The sequence below is a fragment of the Kitasatospora aureofaciens genome, from assembly GCF_019192735.1.
GTDB lineage: Bacteria > Actinomycetota > Actinomycetes > Streptomycetales > Streptomycetaceae > Kitasatospora > Kitasatospora aureofaciens_A.
Genome location: NZ_JAHTKP010000052.1, coordinates 26982 through 47091 on the forward strand (window position 1 = coordinate 26982; position 20110 = coordinate 47091).

The 20110-nt window shown below is 73.1% G+C and carries 18 protein-coding genes; 10 read left to right on the forward strand and 8 right to left on the reverse strand.

Annotated elements, in window-relative coordinates; all coding sequences use genetic code 11:
• The first annotated feature begins 6 nt into the window (after positions 1–6).
• Positions 7–900, forward strand: coding sequence for an NAD-dependent epimerase/dehydratase family protein (locus KV557_RS32420; RefSeq protein ID WP_218205129.1), 894 nt, complete (start codon positions 7–9; stop codon positions 898–900).
• Between the two features lie 43 nt (positions 901–943).
• Here KV557_RS32420 and KV557_RS32425 read toward each other — a convergent pair whose 3' ends face one another.
• Both KV557_RS32425 and tenA read right to left on the reverse strand, forming a co-directional pair.
• Positions 944–1144, reverse strand: coding sequence for a DUF5326 family protein (locus KV557_RS32425; RefSeq protein WP_218205130.1), 201 nt, complete (start codon positions 1142–1144; stop codon positions 944–946).
• A gap of 210 nt (positions 1145–1354) precedes the next feature.
• Positions 1355–2023 (reverse strand): thiaminase II, encoded by a 669-nt coding sequence (gene tenA / locus KV557_RS32430; protein ID WP_256178286.1) that lies wholly within the window; start codon positions 2021–2023, stop codon positions 1355–1357.
• Positions 2024–2234: 211 nt separating this feature from the next.
• Between tenA and KV557_RS32435 the strand changes: the two genes are divergently transcribed.
• Positions 2235–2615: a phage holin family protein gene (locus KV557_RS32435; protein WP_218205131.1), complete on the forward strand. Its 381-nt coding sequence runs from the start codon at positions 2235–2237 to the stop codon at positions 2613–2615.
• Positions 2616–2905: 290 nt separating this feature from the next.
• On the forward strand, positions 2906–3448 hold the full coding sequence (locus KV557_RS32440; protein WP_218205132.1) for an NUDIX domain-containing protein: 543 nt from the start codon (positions 2906–2908) through the stop codon (positions 3446–3448).
• On the opposite strand, the gene KV557_RS32445 is transcribed toward KV557_RS32440, so the two are convergent.
• The 4 genes from KV557_RS32445 to pdhA form a co-directional block, all read right to left on the reverse strand.
• Positions 3445–4959, reverse strand: a complete 1515-nt coding sequence (locus KV557_RS32445) for a globin domain-containing protein (RefSeq protein WP_308130186.1) — start codon at positions 4957–4959, stop codon at positions 3445–3447. The genes KV557_RS32440 and KV557_RS32445 overlap by 4 nt on opposite strands.
• Before the next feature lie 367 nt (positions 4960–5326).
• Positions 5327–6634 carry a dihydrolipoamide acetyltransferase family protein gene (locus KV557_RS32450; RefSeq protein ID WP_218205153.1) on the reverse strand — a complete coding sequence of 436 codons (1308 nt, stop codon included), beginning with the start codon at positions 6632–6634 and terminating at the stop codon, positions 5327–5329.
• A 5-nt stretch (positions 6635–6639) separates the two neighbouring features.
• Complete coding sequence (locus KV557_RS32455) at positions 6640–7638, reverse strand: alpha-ketoacid dehydrogenase subunit beta (RefSeq protein ID WP_218205133.1); 999 nt, start codon at positions 7636–7638, stop codon at positions 6640–6642.
• Positions 7638–8777, reverse strand: a complete 1140-nt coding sequence (gene pdhA / locus KV557_RS32460) for a pyruvate dehydrogenase (acetyl-transferring) E1 component subunit alpha (RefSeq protein ID WP_218205134.1) — start codon at positions 8775–8777, stop codon at positions 7638–7640. The genes KV557_RS32455 and pdhA overlap by 1 nt, the downstream gene beginning before the upstream one ends.
• A gap of 164 nt (positions 8778–8941) precedes the next feature.
• Between pdhA and KV557_RS32465 the strand changes: the two genes are divergently transcribed.
• The gene (locus KV557_RS32465) at positions 8942–9388 is read left to right on the forward strand and encodes an Lrp/AsnC family transcriptional regulator (protein ID WP_078859968.1); all 447 of its coding nucleotides are present in this window, start codon (positions 8942–8944) and stop codon (positions 9386–9388) included.
• A gap of 24 nt (positions 9389–9412) precedes the next feature.
• Here KV557_RS32465 and KV557_RS32470 read toward each other — a convergent pair whose 3' ends face one another.
• Entirely contained in the window at positions 9413–9997 is a 585-nt protein-coding gene (locus KV557_RS32470; RefSeq protein ID WP_218205135.1) for a TetR/AcrR family transcriptional regulator, read from the reverse strand.
• A 171-nt stretch (positions 9998–10168) separates the two neighbouring features.
• Between KV557_RS32470 and KV557_RS32475 the strand changes: the two genes are divergently transcribed.
• From KV557_RS32475 to KV557_RS32485, 3 genes are all read left to right on the forward strand, one after another.
• On the forward strand, positions 10169–11434 hold the full coding sequence (locus tag KV557_RS32475) for a glycosyltransferase family 39 protein (RefSeq protein ID WP_218205136.1): 1266 nt from the start codon (positions 10169–10171) through the stop codon (positions 11432–11434).
• Positions 11435–11585: 151 nt separating this feature from the next.
• Positions 11586–13283 carry a phenylacetic acid degradation protein PaaN gene (gene paaN, locus KV557_RS32480; protein WP_218205137.1) on the forward strand — a complete coding sequence of 566 codons (1698 nt, stop codon included), beginning with the start codon at positions 11586–11588 and terminating at the stop codon, positions 13281–13283.
• 145 nt (positions 13284–13428) lie between these two features.
• Positions 13429–14922: an FAD-dependent monooxygenase gene (locus KV557_RS32485; protein ID WP_218205138.1), complete on the forward strand. Its 1494-nt coding sequence runs from the start codon at positions 13429–13431 to the stop codon at positions 14920–14922.
• Positions 14923–15096: 174 nt separating this feature from the next.
• On the opposite strand, the gene KV557_RS32490 is transcribed toward KV557_RS32485, so the two are convergent.
• Positions 15097–15663 (reverse strand): CGNR zinc finger domain-containing protein, encoded by a 567-nt coding sequence (locus KV557_RS32490; RefSeq protein WP_256178287.1) that lies wholly within the window; start codon positions 15661–15663, stop codon positions 15097–15099.
• 258 nt (positions 15664–15921) lie between these two features.
• Between KV557_RS32490 and KV557_RS32495 the strand changes: the two genes are divergently transcribed.
• The 3 genes from KV557_RS32495 to KV557_RS32505 all read left to right on the forward strand — a co-directional run bounded on the left by KV557_RS32495 (position 15922) and on the right by KV557_RS32505 (position 20063).
• Entirely contained in the window at positions 15922–18078 is a 2157-nt protein-coding gene (locus KV557_RS32495; RefSeq protein WP_218205139.1) for a protease pro-enzyme activation domain-containing protein, read from the forward strand.
• 291 nt (positions 18079–18369) lie between these two features.
• The gene (locus KV557_RS32500) at positions 18370–19398 is read left to right on the forward strand and encodes a hypothetical protein (RefSeq protein ID WP_218205140.1); all 1029 of its coding nucleotides are present in this window, start codon (positions 18370–18372) and stop codon (positions 19396–19398) included.
• Between the two features lie 194 nt (positions 19399–19592).
• Complete coding sequence (locus tag KV557_RS32505) at positions 19593–20063, forward strand: VOC family protein (protein WP_218205141.1); 471 nt, start codon at positions 19593–19595, stop codon at positions 20061–20063.
• The last annotated feature ends 47 nt before the right edge of the window (positions 20064–20110 follow it).

Below are 20110 nucleotides of genomic sequence, written 5' to 3' on the forward strand. Positions count from 1 at the left end.
TCCCTGATGCGCATCGCCGTCACCGGCGCCGCCGGCTTCTGCGGCGCCCACCTCGCCCGCGCCGCCGCCGAACACGGCCTGGACGTGCGCTGCTACGGCCGCCGACCCGGCCCGGTCGGGCAGCACGTGCCGTGGGACGCCACCGCCGGCGACCCGGACTTCACCGGCGCCGACCTGGTCGTCCACTGCGCCGCCGCCGTCGCCGACCTGCCGCCGGGCTCCCCCGCCGAGGCCCACCAGCACGCCGTGAACGTCACCGGCACCGAGCGCGTGCTGCGCGCCGCCGCCGGCCGCCCGGTCGTCCAGGTGAGCAGCGCCAGCGTCTACGACCCACGGCTCACCGCCCCCGCCGTCACCGAGGACCACCCCACCGCCGCCGGCCAGCTCAACGCGTACGGCCGCACCAAGGCCGCCGCCGAGCAGCGCGCACTCGCGGCGGGCGCCGTCGTGCTGCGTCCGCGCGCCGTGTACGGCCCGGCCGATCCGCATCTCGTCCCCCAGCTGCTGGCCCGCGCCCGGCACGGCCTGCTGCTGCTCCCCGGCGGGGACGTCCGGCTCAGCCTGACCGCCGTGGCCAACCTCACCGACGCCTGCCTGGCCGCCCTGGGCCTCACCGGCGCCCCGCCCTGGCCGTCCGGCGCGTACAACATCGCCGACGCCACGCCGTACCGACGCGACGAGGCCGTCCGCCGGGTCCTCGCGGCACACCGCGTACGCGCCCGGATCGGGCACGTCCCCGCCCCGCTCGCCCGCCTCGCCGCCCGGACCGGCCGCGTGCCCGGTCTGACGCCGTACGCCGTGGACCTGCTCGCCCGCGGCGTCGTCCTCGACCTCGCCCGGGCCCGTGCCCAGGGCTGGCGGCCGCGGCACGACCTCACCACCTACCGTCCCGACGCCTGAGGCCCGGCACCCCGCGAAGGGGTACCGGGCCTCGGGCAGGACTTCAGCTCTTCGCTGCCTTCTTCACCAGGATCCACACCGCCGCCGCGATGCCGACGACGACGAGCAGCTTGATCAGCATGCCCAGCAGCGCGCCGATGACGCCGAACACGAAGGTCACGACGTTCCAGGCCAGCACCAGGACCAGCACCGGGACAACGATGTTGCGCACCCAGGAGGGCAGCGACTTCCAGAACTCAGCCATGTCCGTTCCTTCTCTCCCCTCGGGCCGGCTGCCGTCCGGTGCCGCATCCCGCTTGCTTTCGGTACTTCGATCGTACGGGGGCGCAAGTGCCGGAACGAGGCCCAACGGCCCGGAGAGAACCCCGAGATCACCCCGAGCCGCGACCCCGGGGGTGCCCCTGAGGGTCCCCGGCGGGAGGTCGGACCGGCCGGCGCTCGCCCCGGCGGGAGGTCAGACCGGCCAGCGCTCGCCCCGCCAGGCGGCGTCCCAGAACATCCACTCGTAGCGCGAGGTGGTCGTGAAGTGCTCGACCACCCGGCGGCGCTCGGCGGGGGAGATCTCCTCGCCGATCCGGTCGGCGAGCACCAGCACCCGCCGCACCACGGACTGGAACGCCTCGTCGCCGTAGGTGGCGATCCACTTGGCGTACAGCGGGTCGGGGGAGCCCTGGGCGAGCAGCGCCTCACCGACCCGGGCGTAGATCCAGTAGCAGGGCAGCACCGCGCCGAGCGCCTCCGCGAAGGAGCCGCCGTAGACGGTGGCCAGCAGGTAGCTGGTGTACGCCCGGGTGGTGGGCAACACCGGCTCGGCGGCGGCCTGTTCGGCGCTGCCGCCGAAGGCGGTCAGGAACTCGGCGTGCATGCCCTGCTCGGCCGCGAGGGCGCCGACCGCGTCGTCGGCGAAGGCCCGCACGTCCTCCTCGCCGGGAGCCTTGGCGGCGCAGACGGCGAGCGCGCGGGCGTAGTCGCGCAGATAGTGCGAGTCCTGGACGACGAAGTGGCGGAACGCCTCGCGCGGCAGCGTGCCGTCGGTGAGGCCGCCGATGAAGGGGTGGGCGAGGATCTCGGCGTAGACCGGCTCGATGGCCGCCCAGAGTTCTTCCGTCAGGCTCAGGCTCATGCGCCCACCTCGCTGCGCTCGGCGGGGGCATCCGCCCACGCGCGCCCTTCAATGATTCGCTCGCTGCGCTCGCTCATGCTCCCGACCCTAGACGACCGGGAACGTGTCACTCCTCGGGCGGAGAGAACACCACCCGGGACCACCGGCATTCAACACCAACATGCGGGTGGGAGCTTCCCTGCGTACCCGGCGGCCTGCCAGGCTGGGCGGCATGAAGGGTTTCGTTCTCAAAACGCTGATCAATGCGGTGGCCATCTGGGTCGCCGCCTGGATCGTCACCGGTATCCAACTCACCGACGGCAAGGCCGACTGGCAGCACAAGGCGCTGACGGTGGTGGCCGTCGCCCTGGTCTTCGGCGTGGTCAACTGGCTGATCAAGCCGGTCGTCAAGCTGTTCTCGTTCCCGCTGTTCATCCTCACCCTGGGCCTGATCACCTTCGTGATCAACGCCCTGATGCTCCTGCTGACCTCCTGGGCCTCGGAGAAGCTGAACCTGGACTTCCACGTCACCGGTTTCGTGCCGGCCCTGTTCGGCTCGCTGATCATCAGCCTGGTCTCGTGGGGCCTGCACCTGGCCCTGGACGACGACTGAGCACGGCCGTGCCGCGACGCGAGAAGGGCCCGTGCCCGGGTGGTTCACCGGGTACGGGCCCTTTTCCGCTGCTCCGCCTCCTTCGGCCGGCCGCGTGGGCCTGCCTCTTCGGCCGCTCACCCCGCGTTCTCACATCCTCTGAGGATGTCCGCGAGCTGGGCGTCGATCTCACCGCCGGCGAGCACAGCGCCCCACCAGAAAAGAAAACGGACGCACCCACCCGGGTCGGCGTTTCGGCCCCGCCGCCGTGCGGGAGACTCCCGCACAACGCTCCCGCCCCGGAGGTCGCCATGGGCCCCGACAACCGAACCCCGCCACCGCGGCCCGTCGTGAAGCGCACCGCCCGGGCAATCCTGCTGGAGCTGGATCCGGACGACCCGTACGGCCCGGCCGCCATCGTGCTGATCCGCCGGGTCCGGCCCGGCTCGCCCCATCCGTACTGGATCACCCCCGGCGGCGGGGTCGAAGGCGGCGACCGCACGGTGGTGGAGGCGCTGCACCGCGAGGTGGACGAGGAGCTCGGCGGCAAGATCGTCGACGTCGTGCCCGCCTTCGTCGACACCATCAGCCACACCCACCACGACGACGGGACGCTGCTCCACCCGCACGGGGTCAAGGTGCAGCACTTCTTCGCCTGCCGGCTCGCCTCGATGGACCTCAGCCGGCGGCACGGGCCGGAGGTGGAGGACCCCAACGGCGAGTACGAGGTGGTCCGGCTGCCCTTCACGCGCGAGGGCGTCACCTCGGTCAACGTCGTCCCGCCCCGGCTGCGGGCGTACCTGGCGGCCAACATCGAGGGCATCCGCGCCCTGCTCGCGCCCGACCTCGGCTAGCCCGCGGCCAGATCGCCGACCAGGTCGTGCCGGATCCGCTCCGGCGGCACCCCGGAGCGCAGCAGCACCCCGACCCCCCGGCGGATCATCGCGGCGGGCCCGCTGAGGACCGCGTCCCGGCCGTCCCACGGGCCGAACCGGCCCACCACCTCGGGCAGTTCGCCGGTCAGCGCGCCCTCGGCGGGGCCGGTGCCGGACACCACGGGACGCACGATGAGCCACGGGTGCCGCCGGGCCAGCTCGTACAGCCCGTCCAGCTCGTACAGCTCGGCAGCGCGGCGGGCCCCGTAGAACACCTCGACGGCCCGCCCGACACCGTGCTCGGCGACCTCCTCGACCATCGCGCGGATCGGCGCGATCCCGGTACCGCCGCCGAGGCAGAGCAGGCCCGCGCCGGAGGTGTGGTCGACGGTCATCGCCCCGGCCGCCGGGCCCAGCCGCAGGACGTCGCCGGGGGCGGCGCGGTGGACGAGCGCGTTGCTCACCCAGCCCGCCTGGACGGCCTTGACGTGGAAGGTCAGCAGCCCGTCCGGGCGGGGCGCCGAGGCGAACGAGAAGTGCCGCCAGACCCGCGGCCACCAGGGCGTCTCCAGGCTGGTGTACTGCCCGGCCCGGAACGGGTACGCCTGGTCGGGGCGGACGGTGATCACCGCGACGTCCCGGGTGCGGCGCTCGTGCCGGACCACCTCGCCGTGCCACCAGGGCGGGGAGGTCCGGGCGGCCTCCTCGGCGGCCTCGATCATGATCGAGGAGACCAGCCGGTAGACCCGGCGCCAGGCCAGCTCGGTGGCGGCGTCCCAGCGGCTGCCCGCGTACCGGGCCAGCGCCTGCACCAGGCACTCCCCCACCGGAGCGTAGTGGCCGGTCAGCGTGCCGTACCGGCGGTGGCCGCGGCCGAGCGCGCTCAGGTAGGTCCGCAGGCCGTCCGGGTCGTCCGCGCTGCGGGCGGCGGCCAGCAGGGCGCGGAAGAGGCGGTCGCGCTGGACGTCCATGGCGGCCGGGAAGAGCGCGCGGACCTCGGGGTGGTGCAGGAAGATCAGCGCGTAGAAGTGTGCGGTGGCCCGGTCGGCGACCGGTTCGACGACGGCCAGGCTGGCCCGGATCAGCTCGATGTCCCGTGCGGTGGGCGGAAGTTCGGCGGCGGCCGAGCCGGTGCCGGGGTCGATGGCCGGGGCCGGACGGTTCTCCGCGAGGGTCTGCACGGCCCAGGCGTGGCTCCAACCATCGCCGGGACCGGCCCAGTTGAGGCCGGGGGCGTCGGTGAACAGCGGACGGAACGCCGGGGCGGCGGGCGGTGCGGCGGGCTCCGGGAAGCTCGGCGCGGGGACGGCCGGCGGCTGGGCCGGCGGGTCCGGGATCACCTGGCGCACCGGCCCGGGGGCGGCCGGAGCCACCGGGCCGAGCACGAGGTCGGGCACCGCCGGCAGGACGGCCGTCGGCGCGTCCGCCGGCACCTGCGGCGGATCCAGCGGGTCCAGCGGCAGGCGTCCTGGCGCCTCCGCCGATGCCACTGGCCCCCTCGGCACGGGAACAGCCGGCGGGAGCTCCGCCAGGCCAGGGACGGAGGCGACCCCCGCCGAGCCGTGCCCGGTGCGGACCAGAAGTGTCCTGCGGGACTTCACCGCAACGTTTCGAGTACCCAAGAGAATCGTTTCGCCTCCGGCCGGCCTGCGCCACCACCTGGCTTGTCTCTGCTGACGCCTAGGCAGCGTGGCACGCCCGAACTGCTCATCCGACAAATCGCGCGAAGCCCGGACACCCGGGCCCGGGACGCGCTACTCTCGCTCGATCTGTGGTCGCCCTGCGTGGTCCCCCCGTCCACCCAGGGCGACCCTGCCCTGCTCAGCGCCGCCCCGGAACTGCCCCGGCGGCGGCACCTCAGAGCTGCCGCAGCAGCGTCCCCGGCCGCTCCACGCAGTCCGCGACGAACCGCAGGAACCCGCCCGCCGTCCCGCCGTCGCAGACCCGGTGGTCGAAGGTGAACGACAGCTGCGTCACCTCGCGCACCGCCAACTGCCCCTCGTGCACCCAGGGTTTGGCGACGATCCGGCCGACGCCGAGCATCGCCGCCTCCGGGTGGTTGAGGATCGGCGTGGAGCCGTCCACACCGAACACGCCGTAGTTGTTCAACGTGAAGGTGCCGCCGGTCAGTTCGGCCGGGGTCAGTGAGCCCTTGCGGGCCGCCTCGGTCAACCGGCCCAGCTCCTCGCCGAGTTGCTCGGTGGTCAGCGCCTGCGCCTCCCGCACCACCGGGACGACCAGCCCGCGCTCGCCCTGCGCGGCGAAGCCCAGGTGCACCACCTGATGCCGGATGATGCCCGAACCGTCCTCCGTCATACTTGAGTTGAGCTCGGGGAAGCGCGCCAGTGCCACCGTGCAGATCCGGGCGAGCAACGCCAGCACACTCACCTTCGGGCCCGGCGCGGAGTTCAACTGCCGCCGCAGCGCCATCAGTTCGGTGGCATCCGCGTCCACCCAGCAGGTCGCGGCGGGGATCTCGCGGTGGCTGCGGCTGAGCTTCTCGGCCACCGCCTTGCGCAGCCCGCGCAGCGGGATGACACCCTCGACGACGGCCGCCGCCTGAGCAGCCGGAGCGGAAACCTTCGCCGCGACCGCCCGTTCGACGTCCGCACGCACGATCAGTCCGTCCGGCCCGCTGCCGGTGAGCGCGGCCAGGTCGACCCCCTGCTCCCGGGCCAGCCGCCGCACCAGCGGCGAGATCACCGGCACCACGGCGGGAGCGGCAGAGACAGCGGGAGCAACGGGAGCAACGGGCGCGGCGACCGCCACGGGAGCAGCCCCGGTCACGCCGACCCGGCGCCGCCGCCCACTCCGCCCGGGCTCCGCAACGCCGTACCCGACCAGCGGGCGCTCCACCTCCGTAGCCGGAGCAGCCGAAACAGCGGACCCGCCCCCCGGTGCGTCCGTCGGCCCGTCCACCGGGGCCACCGCCACCGTCACCAGCGGCGCGCCCACGGCGACCTCCTCGCCCGGCTCGCCGTACCGCGCGGTGACCACCCCGCCGTACGGGCAGGGCACCTCCACCACGGCCTTGGCCGTCTCCACCTCCACCACCGGCTGGTCGACGGCGATCACCTCGCCGACCTCGACCATCCAGCGCACCACCTCCGCCCCGGTCAGTCCCTCACCGAGGTCGGGCAGGGTGAACTCGCGTACGACGGGCATCATCCTCAGTCCTCCCACTGCAGCCGGGCGACCGCGTCCAGGATCCGGTCCACCCCGGGCAGGTGGTGGTGCTCCAGCATCGGCGGCGGGTACGGGATGTCGAACCCGGTCACCCGCAGCACGGGCGCGGCAAGGTGGTGGAAGCACCGCTCGGTGACCCGGGCGGCGATCTCCGCGCCGGTGCCGCCGAAGCCGCTCGCCTCGTGCACCACGACGGCCCGGCCGACCGAGCGCACCACCCGGCAGACCGTCTCGTCGTCGAACGGCACCAGGGTGCGCAGGTCCAGCACCGCGAGGTCCCAGCCCTCGGCCTTCGCCGCCTCGGCCGCCTCCAGGCAGACCGGCAGCGAGGGCCCGTAGGTGATCAGCACGGCCGAGGTGCCGGTGCGCCGCAGCGCGGCCCTCCCGATCGGCTCGACCGGCGCCGCCGGGTCGAACTCGGCCTTGCCCCAGTAGAGCCGCTTGGGCTCCAGGAAGACCACCGGGTCGTCGGAGGCGATCGAGGCGCGCAACAGCCCGTACGCGTCGCCCACCGTCGCGGGGGTGACCACGTGCAGGCCGGGTGTGGCGGCGTAGTACGCCTCGGAGGCGTCGCTGTGGTGCTCGACCCCGCCGATGCCGCCGCCGTACGGGATGCGGACGGTGATCGGCAGCGGGAGCTTCCCGGCGGTGCGGTTGCGCATCTTGGCGACGTGCGAGAACAGCTGCTCCAGCGCCGGGTAGGCGAACGCGTCGAACTGCATCTCGACCACCGGGCGCAGCCCGTACATCGCCATGCCGATCGCGGTGCCGAGGATGCCGGCCTCGGCCAGCGGGGTGTCCAGGCAACGCTCCGGGCCGAACTCGGCGGTCAGGCCGTCGGTGATCCGGAAGACGCCGCCGAGCGCACCGACGTCCTCGCCGAGCACGTGCACCGTCGGGTCCTCGCGCATGGCGTCCCGCAGCGCGGAGTTGAGCGCCTGGGCCATGGTCGAGGTGCGGAGCGGGACAGCGGTCTGGTTCATCAGTGCTCCACCTCGGCCTCGGCAGCCAGCTCGGCGGACAACTGGGCGGCCTGCTCCCGCAGTTGCGGGGTCGGCTCGGCGAAGACGTGGGCGAACAGCGCCATCGGGTCCAGCGCGGCGCCGGCGTGGAACTCGGCCCGCATCCGGGCCGCCAGCGCCTCCGCCTCGTCGGCCGCCTCCTGCACCAGCCCGTCGTCCAGCAGCCCGAGCTCGCGCAGCGCGCGGTCCATCAGCAGGATCGGATCGTGCTCCCGCCAGGCGGTGACCTCGGCCTCGGTGCGGTAGCGGGTGGCGTCGTCGGCGTTGGTGTGCGCCTCGATCCGGTAGGTCAGTGCCTCGACCAGGGTCGGGCCGCCGCCGGCCCGGGCCCGTTCGACCGCCTCGGTGAGCACCGAGTGCAGGGCCGGCGCGTCGTTGCCGTCCACCAGCCGGCCCGGCATGCCGTAGCCGACGGCCTTGTGGGCCAGGGTGGGCGCGGCGGACTGCGCGGTGAGCGGGACGGAGATCGCGTAGCCGTTGTTCTGCACCAGGAAGACGACCGGGGCCTGGAGCACGGCGGCGAAGTTCAGCGCCTCGTGGAAGTCGCCCTCGCTGGTGCCGCCGTCGCCGAGCATGGCGAGGGCGACCACCTGCTCGCCGCGCAGCCGGGCGGCGTGCGCCAGCCCGACGGCGTGCGGGGCCTGGGTGGCGAGCGGGGTGCAGAGCGGGGCGGTGCGGGCGGCGCGCGGGTCGTAACCGGTGTGGGCGTTGCCGCGCAGCAGGGTCAGCGCCTCCAGCGGGTCGACGCCGCGGGAGACCACCGCGAGGGTGTCGCGGTAGCTGGGGAACAGCCAGTCCTGCTCGCCGAGCGCCAGCGCGGCGGCGATCTGGCAGGCCTCCTGGCCGGTGGACGCCGGGTAGACGGCGAGCCGGCCCTGCTTGGTGAGGGTGGTGGCCTGCTGGTTGTAGCGGCGGCCGACCACCAGGCGGCGGTACAGCTCGCGCAGCAGCGCGGGGTCGTGCTTCTCCAGCGCGGGGGTGCCGAGCACGCGGACGGGGGAGACGTCCGGGAGGAGCGGGGCCGGGTCGGTGCGGGGGGCGGTCGCCCCGGGCAGCCAGCCGGGCACCGCCGTGTGGTGTCTGTGGTCGAGAACGGTCATCTCGGGGCACCTCCTGGGGTGGCGGGGGCTCCCTACCGATTGTTCGGTCGTCTGTTCATCTTGACCAGAACCGTGACAAGGTGGTGGACATTCGGCCCGAGCGGAGGTCGACTGGTGGCAGTGCGTCCAATCGGTGAGGGTGGGGGGTCATGTCGGCTGAACAGATGTCCAGACTCGACCGTGTCGACCGGTCGATCCTGCGGCTGCTGCAGCAGGACGGTCGCGCCTCGATCCGCTCGGTGGCCGAGCGGGTGCACGTGTCCCGGGCCAATGCGTACGCCCGGATCTCCAGGATGGTCGAGGACGGCGTCATTCGCGGCTTCACCGCCCGCGTCGACCACGAACGAGCAGGTCAGGGCGCGTCCGCGTACATCACCCTGAAGATCGTCCAGAACTCGTGGCGCACCGTCCGGGAGCAGCTGCTGGAGCTTCCCGGGGTCGCCCACATCGCGCTCGTCGGCGGGGACTTCGACGTCCTGCTGCTGGTGCACACCGCCGACAACCACGCCCTCCGGGAGCTGGTGTTGAACCGCATCCAGTCCATCCCGCAGGTGCTCGGCACCCGGACCATGCTCGTCTTCGAGGAGACCGACCAGGTCCCGCCGGACTAGGGCACCCCCGGCCCTGACAGGGCCCTACCGCGCGCGCAGCCCGTCGAAGGCCAGGTGGACGACCGCGTCCGCGACGCCGTCCGCCGCCTTGAGGCCAGGCCGGTACCACTCCACGATCGAGTTGATCATGCCGAACAGCAGCCGGGTGGCCAGCCGCGGCTCGACGTCCGCCCGCAGCGCGCCGTCCGCGACGGCCGCCCGCAGCAGCTCGGCCACCTGGTGGTCGAAGTCCCGGCGCCGCTCCAACGCCCACTGCTCGGTGGCCGTGTTGCCGCGCACCCGCAGCAGCAGGGTGACGTACGGCAGCTCCTCCAGCAGCACCTCGGCGGTCCGCCGGACCACGTGCTCCAGCCGCGCCACGGCCGGACCCTCGACCGCCGCCGGCTCGGCCAGGATCGCGAACAGCCCGTCCAGCGCCCGCCCGACGGCCAGCCGCAGCAGCTCCTCCTTGCCGCGGACGTGGTGGTAGATGGACGACTTGGAGATCCCGGCGGCCCGGGACAGGTCCTCCATCGAGGTGCCGTCGTACCCGCGCTCGTTGAACACGTCGACGGTCACCGCGAGCAGTGACTCGACGGTGTAGGCGGGACGCGTGGTGTGATCGGCCATCCTCCGAGTATCCCCGGCCCCACCACGCGGCACTCGATCGGGTCGGCCGGTCCGCACCGGGACGACCGGCTCCGAGCAGCACCGGGACCATTTGGTCCGCCCCCGGAGAAATGGAGAGGCCCTAGACTCGGCGGACGATCGTCCACGGCCAGCAGGGTGGGGTCCAGTCCGATGAACGCAATACCGGCAGTCGCCGACGTGCCCGAGCAGCAGAGCGACGAACCGGCGGAAGCACGCGGCACCGGGTGGCAGGAGCGCGCCCGCGCCCTGGTGGTCCGGTTCGGCCCGGCCGTGTGGTGTTACGCGGTGCTCAAGCTGATCGGCTTCGCCGTCTTCATGAAGCTGCTCTCGTTCTCCGGCGACTACGTCAAGAAGCACCCCCGCTTCGGCGGCGGCGCCAACCCCTGGGACGTCCTGGCCAGCTGGGACGGCTGGTGGTACCAGCAGGTGGCCGAGTTCGGCTACCACCCGGCGCTGGTGCCGATCCCCGGCGGCCCGGTCGGCTTCAACATCGAGCAGAACTCGGCCGCGTTCTTCCCGCTCTACCCGGGCCTGATGCGGCTGACCTCGGACGTCACCGGCCTCGGCCTGTACGGCGCCGGGATGCTGGTCTCGGTGGTGGCCTCGCTGCTCGCCGCGGCCGGCATCTACGCGGTGGTGGACAAGCTGGCCGGCCCCCGGGCGGGCGTGATCGCGGCCGGCCTCTGGGCGATCGCCCCGGGCTCGGGCGCCGAGTGGGCGCTCTACTCGGACTCGACCTTCGTCGCGCTGGCCGCCTGGGCCTGCTACTGCGTGATGACCAGGCAGTGGGTCGCGGCCGGCGTGATCACCCTGGTCGCCGGCCTCAACCGCCCGACCGCGGCGGCGCTGATCGGCGCCGTCGGCCTGGCCGCGCTGGTCGAGCTGTGGCGCCGGGAGAGCGGCGTCGTCCGCCCGCTGACCGCGCTGCTCCTGGCCCCGGTGGGTCTGCTCGGCTACGTCGGCTGGGTGGGCTCGCAGATGGGCGAGTGGGGCGGCTACTTCCGGCTCCAGCACGACGCCTGGCTGCACTACTTCGACTGGGGCCAGGGCACCTACTACGCGATCCGGGGTGTGCTGCTGGGCCGCAACGACTACCCGTTCGCGTTCCCCGTCCCGGACCTGTTCGCCACCCTCATCGTGCTGAGCCTGCCCGTCCTGATCGTGCTGATGATCCGGCTGCGCCCGCCGCTGGTGCTGACCGCCTACACGCTCGCGACGATCGTCTCGGTGCTCGGCAGCCTGGGCATCTTCGGCAACGTCTCGCGCTATCTGCTGCCCGCGTTCCCGCTGTTCATCGCGCTCGCGGTGGCGATGCGCAAGCTGAGCTGGCCGGTGCTGGCCGCCGTGCTCGGCACCGGCGCGGTGGCCTCCGGCTGGTACGCCGGGTACGTCATATTCGAGCTCGGCGTGCCGTAGACCGTTCGCCGTTTCCGCCCTCGGGAGCGCGTCCGCCACGGACGCGCCCCCATCTGTTTCCACGAAAATCCGGCCCGATTGCCCTCTTGAGCCGACCGATCGTTCGGTTACCCTGTGACGTGTCCAGTCCTCCCTTCTGAGGAGCGCACAGATGTCCGCGGTCACCCACCCCCTCGTCAGCGAAATCGTCGCGCGCCACCAGGCCACCCTGGACGCCGCGCTCGACGCCGCCGCCAAGCGCGACTACTGGTCGCCCTACCCCGAGTTCCCGAAGGCGTACGGCGAGAGCGGCCCGGCGGACGGCAAGGCCGCCTTCGACGCCCTGCTCGGCACGACGTTCACCCTCGACGGCCACCCCGCCGACGGCGACCTGGTCGGCGGCGAGGCCTCCCCGTACGGCGTCGAGCTGGGCATCGGCTACCCGCACGCCGAGCCGGACGCGCTGATCGCCGCCATGCGCGCCGCCCAGCCCGGCTGGGCCGCCGCCACCCCGCTGGAGCGCGCCGCCGTCTGCGTGGAGATCCTGCACCGGATCAACGCCCGCTCGCACGAGTTCGCGCAGGCCGTCATGCACACCACCGGCCAGGCCTACGGCATGGCCTTTCAGGCCGGCGGCCCGCACGCCCAGGACCGCGGCCTGGAGGCCGTCGCCTACGCGTACGCCGAGCAGACCCGGCTGCCCCGCCGGGCCGGCTGGACCAAGCCGCAGGGCAAGCGCGACCCGCTGGTGATGACCAAGGAGTTCACCGTCGTCCCGCGCGGCCTCGCGCTGCTGATCGGCTGCAACACCTTCCCCACCTGGAACGGCTACCCAGGCCTGTTCGCCTCGCTGGCCACCGGCAACCCGGTGCTGGTCAAGCCGCACCCGCGGGCCGTGCTGCCGCTCGCGCTCACCGTCCGGATCGCCCGCGAGGTGCTCGCCGAGGCCGGCTTCGACCCCAACCTGGTCTGCCTGGCCGCCGAGCACGAGGGCGGCACCGTCGCCCAGACCCTCGCCGTCCACCCCGCGATCCGGATGATCGACTACACCGGCTCCACCGCCTTCGGCGACTGGCTGGAGGAGCACGCCAAGCAGGCGCAGGTCTACACCGAGAAGGCCGGCGTCAACGCCGTGGTCATCGACTCCACGGACGACTACAAGGGCATGCTCGGCAACCTGGCCTTCTCGCTCTCGCTCTACAGCGGCCAGATGTGCACCACCCCGCAGAACCTGCTGATCCCGCGCGGCGGCATCGCCACCGACCAGGGCGACAAGACCTACGACCAGGTGGTCGCCGACCTCGCCGCCGCGATCGACGGCCTGCTCTCCGACGACGCCCGCGCCGCCGCCATCCTCGGCGCGATCGTCAACCCCGGCGTGCTCCAGCGCTCGGCCGCCGCGGCCGGCGGCGAGTACGGCGAACTCGCCCTCGCCCCGCGGACGGTGACCTCCCCCGAGTTCCCCGGCGCGGCCGTCCGCACCCCGGCGCTGATCAAGCTGGACGCCGACAAGCCGGACGACCGCGCGGTCTTCCGCAGCGAGTGCTTCGGCCCGGTCTCCTTCGCCGTCGCCGTCGAATCCACCCCCGCCGCCGTCGAGTTGCTGCGCGCCACGGTCCGCGACAAGGGCGCGATGACGGCCTCCGGCTACACCACCTCGCCGCAGGTCGAGGCCCTGCTGGTCGAGGCCGCGCTGGACGCCGGCGTCTCGCTCTCGCTCAACCTCACCGGCGGCGTCTACGCCAACCAGACCGCCGCCTTCTCCGACCTGCACGGCACCGGCGCCAACCCGGCCGCCAACTCGGCCTACTGCGACGGCGCGTTCGTCGCCAACCGGTTCCGTACGGTGGAGATCCGCCGGCACAGCTGAACCCCCGGCACCTCTCCCCGGGCCCCCGGCGATCACCACCGCCGGGGGCCCGGCGGTTCAGCTCCCGTCCGGGGCGGAGATGATGGAGGCTGGGAGAGCGCCGATCACCGCGGCCAACCACCCTCCGACCACCGGGAGCTGACACATGACCGCGAAGCCGACCGTCACCGACGTCCTGATCGTCGGCGCCGGACCGACCGGCCTGCTGCTGGCCGGCGACCTCGCCGCCGCCGGGGTCGCGGTCACCCTGCTGGAGAAGCGCGGCGCCGAGTCCAACCTCACCCGCGCCTTCGCCGTGCACGCCCGCACCCTGGAACTGCTCGACGCCCGCGGCCTCGCCGACGACCTCATCGCCACCGGCCGGCCGCTCGGCTCGCTGCGGATGTTCAACCGCCTCGGCGTCGACCTCACCGGCCTGCCGACCCGCTTCCCGTTCGTCCTGATCACCCCGCAGTACAACGTCGAACGGCTGCTCCACGAGCGCGCGGTGCGGGCCGGCGCGACGATCCTGCGCGGCGCCGAGGTCACCGGCCTGCGGCAGGACGCCGAGGGCGTCACCCTGGAGACCGCCGACGGCACCACCCATCGCGCCCGGTACGCGGTCGGCACCGACGGCGTCCGCTCGATCGTCCGCGACCTGCTCGGCATCCCCTTCCCCGGCGAGTCGGTGGTCGACTCCGTCCTGCTCGCCGACGTCCGGCTGGAGCGTGAGCCCGCCGACACCATCACCGTCGGCGCCAACGACGCCGGGTTCGCCTTCCTCGTCCCCTTCGGCGACGGCTGGTACCGGGTCATCGCCTGGGACCGCCACGAGCGGGTCCCGGACGGCACCACCCCCTCACTGGAGCGGATCGCCGCCATCACCGAGGCCGCCCTCGGCGAGGACCCCGGCCTGCGCGAAGCCCGCTGGACGTCCACCTTCCACAGCGACGAGCGCCAGGTGCCCAGCTACCGCTCCGGCCGGGTCTTCCTCGCCGGGGACGCCGCGCACTGCCACTCGCCGGCCGGCGGCCAGGGCATGAACACCGGCCTCCAGGACGCCGCCAACCTCTCCTGGAAGCTCGCCGCCGCGCTGCGCGGGCGGGCCACCGACGCGCTGCTCGACACCTACCAGACCGAGCGGCACCCGGTCGGCCGGACCGTCCTGCGCACCTCCGGCGCCCTGATCCGGCTCGCCCTCGCCGAGTCCGTCCCCACCCGCGCCCTGCGCGGGGCGCTCACCGCGATCGGCAGCCACCTCGACCCGGTCACCGAGCGCGGCGCCCGGATGATCTCCGGGATCGGCATCGCCTACCCGGCCCCGAAGGATGCCCATCCCCTGGTCGGCAAGCGCGTCCCGGACCTGCGGCTGACCGCGCTGGAGAAGCCCCGGGAGGGCGAGGCGGCCGCCCCGGAACGGCTCTACGAGGCGCTGCGCGCCGGGAAGTTCGTGCTGGTCAGCAATGACGTGCAGACCGCCGCCGAGCCGTGGGCGGACGAGCTGGTCACCGCCGCCCCCGCCGACCCGCACGGCAAGCTGCGCGACACCGTCCTGCTGATCCGCCCCGACGGCTACGCCGCCTGGGCCGCCGTCGACCCCGGCCACCGCGACATCGCCGAGGCCCTCGCCAGCCACCTCGGCACCCCCGCCAAGGCCTGACGCCACCCCGGCGCTCTTCCCCCGCGCCCCTTCCTTCCCCACGCCTCAATCCCCGCGCCCCGACCGGGGCGCGGGGATCTGCGCGCAGCGGAAGGCCACGACGCCGCACCCAAGCACCCGCAGCCCTCCGGCCGCGCCCCCTCACAACCGCGCCCGCGCCCCCGCAGCAGCGTCCTACCCACGCGCTTTCACATAGTGCCGCGCCGCCTTCGCGCGATTCCCGCACACCGCCATCCGGCACCACCTCCGCCGCCCGTTCTGCGACGCGTCGAAGAAATGCAGAATGCACGCCTCGTGCGCGCACTGCCGCACCCGGTGGGCCCCCTGCCCGACCAGCCCGAGGAAGTCGTCCACCGCCAGCCAGGCCGACAGCCACTCCGGCCGGTCCACCTCGATCCGGTCCTCGGCCCCGCCCGGCCCGGCCCTCCGCCGGATCCGCCCGTGCGCCAGCACCCGGTCCAGTCCGGCCCGGGCAGACTCGCCCAACTCCCCGTTCTCGCCCAGTGATTGCACTGCGGCGCCGAGCACCTCGCGAGCCTTCAGGGTGGCCGCCAGCCCTGCCTCGTCGGCCGCGCAGCGCCCGCTCAGTCCGACGGAGGAGAGCCAGATCCCGTACCCGTCGGCCCCGCTGAGCAGGTCGTTGACGGGCGTGCCGGCCCAGCGCGTGTTGAGCAGGTCGAGCGCCAGCGGCTCGCCGATCAGCGGGCGGGGGTCCCTCGGGTCTGCCATCACGTCAGTCATCGTTCTCCCTCTGCTCGACGCGATTCTACGTCCGCCCCACACGCCCCGAATTGGTGTGGACCACATCCGGAATTCCGGCCATTCACTGTATGAAACGCCCGGGCTTACCAGGTTCCACAGTTGACTGTTTTTTAGCAACGAATTACTTGACCATGAACCAATTCACCAAGTTGTTCTGTCATGTTCTAGCCAGCGTTCACGACCCCGGAACGCTCTGGCCCCTTGCCGGCCCCCACAGCCGGCCAAGAGGAGGATCCGTTGCGCCCCCGCTCTCTCGCCCTCGCCGCTGCCATAGCCGTGCTGCCGCTGACCGCCGTCTCCCTCGGCGTCACCACCGCACAGGCCGCTCCCATCCCCCACGCCACCCCGCGCGTCGAGCTGCCGAACACCGTGAACCCCGCGGTCGCCCGCTCCGAGAAGAAGGGTGACGTCCCGGCCGAGCAGCAGATCTCGGTGGCCGTCAGCCTGAAGCTGCGGAACGCCGACGCCCTGGACCGCTTCCTCGCCGCGGTCACCACCCCGGGCACCCCGGAGTTCGGCAAGTACCTGACGCCGGAGCAGTTCACCGCCCAGTTCGGCCCGACCCAGGACGCCGTCGACCAGGTCAAGGCGTACCTCGCCGACCAGGGCCTGACCGTCACCGAGGTGAGCGCCAACCGCCAGGTGATCAGCGCCAAGGGCACCACCGAGCAGGTCTCGCAGGCCTTCGGCACCCACGAGAGCGCCTACGTCGACCCGCAGCTGCAGCGCACCTTCTTCGCGAACGACGCCGCCGCCTCCGTCCCGACCGACCTCGCCGACATCGTCCAGGGCGTGCACGGCCTGGACAACCACGCCGTGCGCAAGAACCGCCTCGCCAAGCCGAACGCGGTCACCCCGAACGCGGCCACCTCGACCCCGAACGGTGTCGGCCCGGCCCAGTACGACGGCGCTTACAACCTGGACAAGACCGGCGCCGACGGCACCGGCGTCACCGTCGCCCTCTGGGAGTTCGACGGCTACTCGTCGACCAACCTGCGCACCTACGACTCGCAGTACGGCCTGACCGGCCCGGCCGTCTCCACGGTCTCGGTGGACGGCGCCAGCTACGACTCCGCCCCCGGCCAGGGCCAGGGCGAGGTCGAGCTGGACAGCGAGATCGTCCGCGGCGCGGCGCCCAAGGCGACCCAGCTGGTCTACGAGGCGCCCAACAGCGACCAGGGCGAGATCGACATGGCCAACAAGATCGTGGCCGACAACAAGGCCTCGGTCATCTCGATCTCGTGGGGCTCCTGCGAGCCGGACACCACCGCCGCCTCGATGACGGCCGTCGACAACGCCTTCAAGCAGGCCGCCGCCCAGGGCATCTCGATCTTCTCCGCCTCCGGTGACGACGGCTCGCGCGACTGCACCCGCTCCACCAGCGGCTCGACCGTCAAGGCGGTCGACTTCCCGGCCTCCAGCCCGCACCAGACCGGTGTCGGCGGCACCAACCTCAAGGTCTCCGGCAACACCTACTCCTCGGAGAGCGCCTGGAGCACCGCGGGCGGCGGCGTCTCCACCGTCTTCAGCAAGCCGAGCTGGCAGACCGGCACCGGCGTCAGCGGCACCATGCGCACCGTCCCGGACGTCGCCTCCAACGCCGACCCGGCGAGCGGCTTCGCGATCTACACGGCCGGCGGCTGGCAGGTCTACGGCGGCACCAGCGCGGCCGCGCCGCTCTGGTCCGGCTACGCGGCCCAGTTCAACCAGAAGGCCAAGGCGGCCGGGCAGCCCGTCCTCGGCGAGGCGAGCCCGCGGCTGTACGCGGTCGCGAACAGCAGCAGCTACGGCAGCACGTTCCACGACGTGACCACCGGCGCCAACCAGGACTTCTCCGCCAAGGCCGGCTACGACCAGGTCACCGGCTGGGGCTCCCCGGTCGCCGACGCGCTGACCACCGCCCTGCTCGGCGGCAGCACCCCGCCGCCCACCGGCGGCTGCACCGCGGCCCAGCTGATCGGCAACGGCGGCTTCGAGACCGGCACCGCGGCCCCGTGGACGACCTCCAGCGGCGTGATCGACAACAGCTCCTCGCAGCCGGCCCACTCGGGCAGCTGGAAGGCCTGGCTGGACGGCTACGGCACCACCCACACCGACACCCTGGCGCAGACCGTCTCGATCCCGGCCGGCTGCAAGTCCGCCACCCTGACGTTCTGGCTGCACGTCGACACCGCCGAGACCGGCACCACCGCGTACGACAAGCTGACCCTGCAGGCGAACTCGACCACGCTGAAGACCTGGTCCAACGTGGACGCCGCCGCCGGCTACGTGCAGCGCACCGTCGACCTGACCTCCTTCGCCGGCCAGACCGTGACCCTCAAGTTCACCGGCACCGAGGACGGCTCGAACCAGACCAGCTTCGTGATCGACGACGTCGCGCTGAACGTCAACTGATCACCGGCCGGTAGCACCACGAGACTCCCGCCGGGGCGGCGCCGTCAGGGCCCGCCCCGGCGGTGTGTTGCATCCGCCCGTTTTCCGCCCGGTACTTCCGCCTGGTGTTTCCGCAATGTTTCAAGATCGCTAACCATTCGGTTCACCTGCCGTGACCACTGTCATACGCACGACTGATGACGTAGCCTCTCGACCGTGCATAGGGTTCCCCAAAGCTCGGTGAAGCCGCTGGCGACGCGCCCCGGCGCCGGCCCGGTCCCCCCGAGCGCACCTGGTGGGGAGGGTTACCGCATGGCCGCACAGCAGCCCCAGGACGCCGCGCGGCTCCGGCTGGTCGGACAGCGCCCGGAGCGCCCCGGCCCGCCCGCACCCGCGCCGACGCCCGCATCGACACCCGTCGGGCCACCGTCCGCCGGCCGGCCCGCCGGCGCGGGCGGCTTCGCGGACACCCTGCACCTGGCCATCGAGGCCAGCGGTCTCAGCCTGGACCGGATCAGGGCCGCACTCGCCCAACGCGGCGTCAGAGTCAGTGTCACTACGCTGAGTTACTGGCGGCGCGGACGCAGCCAGCCCGAGCGGGCCAGCTCGCTGCGCGCCGTGCACCTGCTGGAGGAGCTGCTCGGCCTGCCGCACAGCGCCCTCTCCTCGCTGCTCGGCCCGCCGCGCCCGCGCGGCCGCTGGGCCGCCGCCGCGAACACCTGCCACCTCGGGCTGGAGGACGTCTGGCCCGGCGAGCAGGAGATCGCCGACATCTTCGCCGAGCTGGACGCCCCGCCGGCCGGCGAGCTGGAGCGGCTGAGCATCCACGACTCGTACTACGTCGACGCCGAGCGGCGCGGCAACCTGCTGCGGATGCGCCAGGTGGTGCGCGCCACCGTCGGCGGCGTCGGCCGCTGCCTGGTCGTGCACAAGGCCGACGAGGAGGCCACCGGCTGCCCCGAGATCACCTCGGTCCGACACGGCCGGCTGGGCCGGGTCCGCCGCCGCCCGGAGGCCGGGCTGACCGTCGGCGAGCTGATGCTGGACCGCCCGCTCGGGCTGGGCGACAGCACGGTCTTCGAGTACGAGGTGGAGATCCCGCCGGGCGGCCCCACGATGGAGTACAGCCGCCGCTTCGCCACCCAGGTGCGCGAGTACGTGCTCCAGGTGCACTTCGACCCGGCGGCCGTCCCGGTGCACTGCGAGCGGTACGACCGCGAGCCGGGCGAGGACGTCGACAGCCGCCGCGAGCAGCTGTGGATCGGCGCCTCCGCGAGCGCCCACGTGCTCGCCCCGGACCAGCAGCCCGGCCACATCGGCATCCGGTGGGAGTGGGAGTAACCCCTCCCGGCCTTTCCGGCGTCGCCGCACGCCAGGACCCGACCCCTGCATGCCCCTCTTCGGCGTCGCCCTGCGCCACTACCTAACCCCTTCACGCCCTGATGCTGGTTGACGCTCCATCACCTAACCACTAACTTCATGAGTACCGGTTAGGCATGAGCTTCTCCGGCCGCCCAGCCACGGGGAGATCAGGCATGTCCGGCACCACCCTGCTCCGCACCCTGAAGACCGGCCACGTGGGCCTGAACGTCACCGACCTGGACCGCTCGATCGACTTCTACCGCGCCGTCCTCGGCGTCCAGGTGGTGCACGAGGGCACCGACCCGGAGCGCCGCTACGCCCTGATGGGCCGCGACGGCCGCCTGGTGGTGACGCTCTGGCAGCAGAGCGCGGGCACCTTCGCCACCGCCACCCCTGGCCTGCACCACCTCTCCTTCGAGGTCGAGAGCCTCGACGAGGTCCGCGCCACCGAGCACCTGCTGCGCGAGCTCGGCGCCGGGTTCGCCTACGACGGCGTCGTCCCGCACGGCGAGGGCTCGGCCTCCGGCGGCCTCTTCTTCACCGACCCGGACGGCATCCGGCTGGAGATCTACACCCGTACCGGCGTCGCGGAGACGGGCGCCACCGCCCCCACCTCCGACGCCCCGACCTGCGGCTTCTTCTAGACCCGACTTCCGGACCCGACTTCCGGACCCGACCTCTGCACCCGACT

What these genes read in the sequence shown, in the direction of transcription:
- KV557_RS32420 (WP_218205129.1), top strand. Translation starts at nt 7, where the DNA reads ATGCGCATCGCCGTCACCGGCGCCGCCGGCTTCTGCGGCGCCCACCTC.
- KV557_RS32425 (WP_218205130.1), bottom strand. Translation starts at nt 1,144, where the DNA reads ATGGCTGAGTTCTGGAAGTCGCTGCCCTCCTGGGTGCGCAACATCGTT.
- tenA (WP_256178286.1), bottom strand. Translation starts at nt 2,023, where the DNA reads ATGAGCCTGAGCCTGACGGAAGAACTCTGGGCGGCCATCGAGCCGGTC.
- KV557_RS32435 (WP_218205131.1), top strand. Translation starts at nt 2,235, where the DNA reads ATGAAGGGTTTCGTTCTCAAAACGCTGATCAATGCGGTGGCCATCTGG.
- KV557_RS32440 (WP_218205132.1), top strand. Translation starts at nt 2,906, where the DNA reads ATGGGCCCCGACAACCGAACCCCGCCACCGCGGCCCGTCGTGAAGCGC.
- KV557_RS32450 (WP_218205153.1), bottom strand. Translation starts at nt 6,634, where the DNA reads ATGCCCGTCGTACGCGAGTTCACCCTGCCCGACCTCGGTGAGGGACTG.
- KV557_RS32455 (WP_218205133.1), bottom strand. Translation starts at nt 7,638, where the DNA reads ATGAACCAGACCGCTGTCCCGCTCCGCACCTCGACCATGGCCCAGGCG.
- pdhA (WP_218205134.1), bottom strand. Translation starts at nt 8,777, where the DNA reads ATGACCGTTCTCGACCACAGACACCACACGGCGGTGCCCGGCTGGCTG.
- KV557_RS32465 (WP_078859968.1), top strand. Translation starts at nt 8,942, where the DNA reads ATGTCCAGACTCGACCGTGTCGACCGGTCGATCCTGCGGCTGCTGCAG.
- KV557_RS32470 (WP_218205135.1), bottom strand. Translation starts at nt 9,997, where the DNA reads ATGGCCGATCACACCACGCGTCCCGCCTACACCGTCGAGTCACTGCTC.
- KV557_RS32475 (WP_218205136.1), top strand. Translation starts at nt 10,169, where the DNA reads ATGAACGCAATACCGGCAGTCGCCGACGTGCCCGAGCAGCAGAGCGAC.
- paaN (WP_218205137.1), top strand. Translation starts at nt 11,586, where the DNA reads ATGTCCGCGGTCACCCACCCCCTCGTCAGCGAAATCGTCGCGCGCCAC.
- KV557_RS32485 (WP_218205138.1), top strand. Translation starts at nt 13,429, where the DNA reads ATGACCGCGAAGCCGACCGTCACCGACGTCCTGATCGTCGGCGCCGGA.
- KV557_RS32490 (WP_256178287.1), bottom strand. Translation starts at nt 15,663, where the DNA reads ATGACTGACGTGATGGCAGACCCGAGGGACCCCCGCCCGCTGATCGGC.
- KV557_RS32500 (WP_218205140.1), top strand. Translation starts at nt 18,370, where the DNA reads ATGGCCGCACAGCAGCCCCAGGACGCCGCGCGGCTCCGGCTGGTCGGA.
- KV557_RS32505 (WP_218205141.1), top strand. Translation starts at nt 19,593, where the DNA reads ATGTCCGGCACCACCCTGCTCCGCACCCTGAAGACCGGCCACGTGGGC.